This window comes from Proluteimonas luteida (assembly GCF_021191695.1).
Lineage (GTDB): Bacteria > Pseudomonadota > Gammaproteobacteria > Xanthomonadales > Xanthomonadaceae > Luteimonas > Luteimonas luteida.
Window position 1 is genome coordinate 1 of the sequence record NZ_JAIWPT010000039.1, and the last position, 2,673, is coordinate 2,673.

Here is a 2,673-nt window from a genome sequence, read left to right on the forward strand (position 1 = left end):
GACCACCTGCTGATCGTCGCCACCGACCGCCTGAGCGCGTTCGACGTCGTGCTGCCCGACCCGATTCCCGGCAAGGGCGAGATGCTGTGCCAGATCAGCAACTTCTGGTTCGAGAAGACCGCGGCGCTGATGCCCAACCACCTGACCGGCATCGCGGTCGCCGACGTGCTGCCGGACGGCGTCGACCCGGCGCTGTATGCCCAGCGCGCGGTGGTGACGAAGAAACTGCGTCCGGTGCCGGTCGAGGCGATCGCCCGCGGCTACCTGATCGGCAGCGGCTGGAAGGACTACCAGCGCACCGGCCGGGTCAGCGGCATCGCCCTGCCCGGCGGCCTGCGCCAGGCCGAGCAGCTGCCGCAGCCGATCTTCACTCCGTCGACCAAGGCGGCGGTCGGCGACCACGACGAGAACATCGATTTCGACACCATGGTGCGCAGCATCGGCGCCGACCTCGCCGAGCAGGTCCGCGATGCCACCCTGCGCCTGTACGGCTTCGCCGCCGCATACGCGGCCGAGCGCGGCATCATCCTGGCCGACACCAAGTTCGAGTTCGGCACCGACAGCGATGGCCGCCTGTACGTGATGGACGAGATGCTGACTCCGGATTCCTCGCGCTACTGGCCCGCCGACGCCTACGAGGTCGGCAGCAGCCCGCCGAGCTACGACAAGCAGATCGTGCGCGATTATCTGGAGACGCTCGACTGGGACAAGACCGCGCCCGGCCCGCACCTGCCGGCCGAGGTCATCGCCCGTACCCGCGCGCGCTATGCCGAGGCGCTGCAGAAGCTGGCGGGCATCGTGGTCGACTGATTCGGGAAGAACCGTAGGTCGGGGCCACGCCCCCGACGCCTCCTGAACCCGGACGCCACGCACGCCGGCCGCGTGCCCCCCCCAATAAATCGGTACAGAACCGGTTTATGCGCCTATCCTCCGTCACTGGGCACATCGACCTCGGGAGGGAGGGATGGACGTGGCACACGAAGGCGCCTCTGCGCGTCCGATCGACCGCTGGTTCGCCAGCTATTCCGACGACCACCGCAACGCCACCAACCAGCGGGTCCACGTGTTCGCCGTGCCGGCGATCCTGTGGACGGTGATCGCGCTGCTGTGGTGCATCCCGCCGGGCCCGTTCAAGCCCGGCATCTGGGCCGGCTTGGCGATGTTCGGCGCGTGGCTGTTCTACTACCGCGCCTCGCGTCCGCTGGGACTGGGCATGCTGGCGGTGTTCGTGGCGATGGCCGCGCTGACCTGGTGGCTGCAGCGCGCGCTGGGCACGCAGGTGTTGCTGTGGCTGGCGATCGCGGTGTTCGTGGTGGCGTGGATCGCGCAGTTCCTCGGCCACAAGGTCGAGGGCAGGAAGCCGAGCTTCCTGACCGACCTGGTGTACCTGCTGATCGGCCCGGCCTGGGTGCTGTCGAAGCTGTACCGCAGGCTCGGCTGGCGCTGGTAGGTCGCGCAACCGGGCGTTCCGGCACACGGCGAAGCCGCGCACGCATGCGATGCTTGCACGCCCGCTGCCGGGTCCCGCCGTGTCGCCCCGAGATCTGCTGCTCGTCCTCGTCGTCTGCCTCGCCTGGGCGCTGAATTTCCTCGTCTCCGCATACGCGCTGCGCGAGATCCCGCCATTCCTGTTCACCGCGGTGCGCTTCGCGATGCTGGCGCTGCCGCTGCTGTGGCTGCTGCGCCCGCCGGCCCCGGGCCAGTGGCCGCGGCTGATCGCGGTCTGCCTGTGCATCGGCGTGCTGCACTTCGGCCTGAGCTTCCTGGCGCTGCGGCTGTCGAACGACCTGTCGTCGCCGGCGATCGTCATGCAGGTCTACATCCCGATGACCGCGATCCTGGCCTGGCTGGTGCTGGGCGAGCGCTTCGCCTGGCGCACCGGGCTGGCGATCGCGGTGAGCTTCGGCGGCGTGCTGGTGCTGGGCTTCGACCCGACCGTGCTGGCCCGGCCTGCCGCACTGCTGACGATGCTGGCCTCGGCGCTGATGCTGGCGATCGGCACGGTGCTGATGAAACCGCTGCGCGGCGTGGACGTGTGGAACATGCAGGGCTGGACCGCGGTGCTGAGCCTGCTGCCGCTGCTGGCGCTCAGCCTGCTGTTCGAGCCCGGCGCGATCGCCCGCCTGCCCGATGCGGGCTGGGCCGGCTGGGGCGGCGCCGCCTACGCCGCCTTCGTGTCGTCGCTGTTTGGCCACGGCATGTACTACGTGCTGATGCGCCGCTATCCGGTCGCCCAGGTCACGCCGTGGCTGCTGCTGGTGCCCGTGTTCGCGGTCGCGCTGGGCATCGCGTTCTGGGGCGACCGCCCGGGGCCGCGGCTGTACGTCGGCGGCGCGATGGTGCTTGGCGGCGTGCTGGCGATCGCACTGCGCGCGCTGGCCAGGTCGCGGCAACTGGTCGAGGAGCCGATGGCCGGGCCGTGACGGGCTGCCGCCCGCTTTCATCCTCGCCACGCTGCACTGCCGCCTGCCTGACCCTCACCCTCCGTCCGCTCCGCGGACGGCTTCCCTCTCTCGCGTGCACGGGAAGCGCCAAGACCTGTTCCGCCGCAGCGCCGCGAAAACCCAGGCCCTTCTCCCTCCGGGAGAAGGTAGCGCGAAGCGCCGGATGAGGGCCTGTCCGCCCGCGCCCTCGCCCCACCATCCGCGCCGCGGATGGTCCCCCCCTCTCCCG

3 protein-coding genes are annotated in these 2,673 nt (G+C 70.5%); all 3 read left to right on the forward strand.

Annotated features, from left to right (window positions below; all coding sequences use genetic code 11):
• On the forward strand, positions 1–810 hold an 810-nt coding region (locus tag LDO26_RS18035), incomplete at its 5' end, for a phosphoribosylaminoimidazolesuccinocarboxamide synthase (RefSeq protein WP_232132476.1).
• A 154-nt stretch (positions 811–964) separates the two neighbouring features.
• Complete coding sequence (locus LDO26_RS18040) at positions 965–1,450, forward strand: Mpo1 family 2-hydroxy fatty acid dioxygenase (RefSeq protein WP_232132477.1); 486 nt, start codon at positions 965–967, stop codon at positions 1,448–1,450.
• A 79-nt stretch (positions 1,451–1,529) separates the two neighbouring features.
• Entirely contained in the window at positions 1,530–2,423 is an 894-nt protein-coding gene (locus LDO26_RS18045) for a DMT family transporter (protein WP_232132478.1), read from the forward strand.
• Positions 2,424–2,673 lie beyond the last annotated feature (250 nt).

Bases quoted from the DNA above. Each gene is read 5' to 3' on its own strand.
- LDO26_RS18040 (WP_232132477.1), top strand. From the start codon at position 965: ATGGACGTGGCACACGAAGGCGCCTCTGCGCGTCCGATCGACCGCTGG.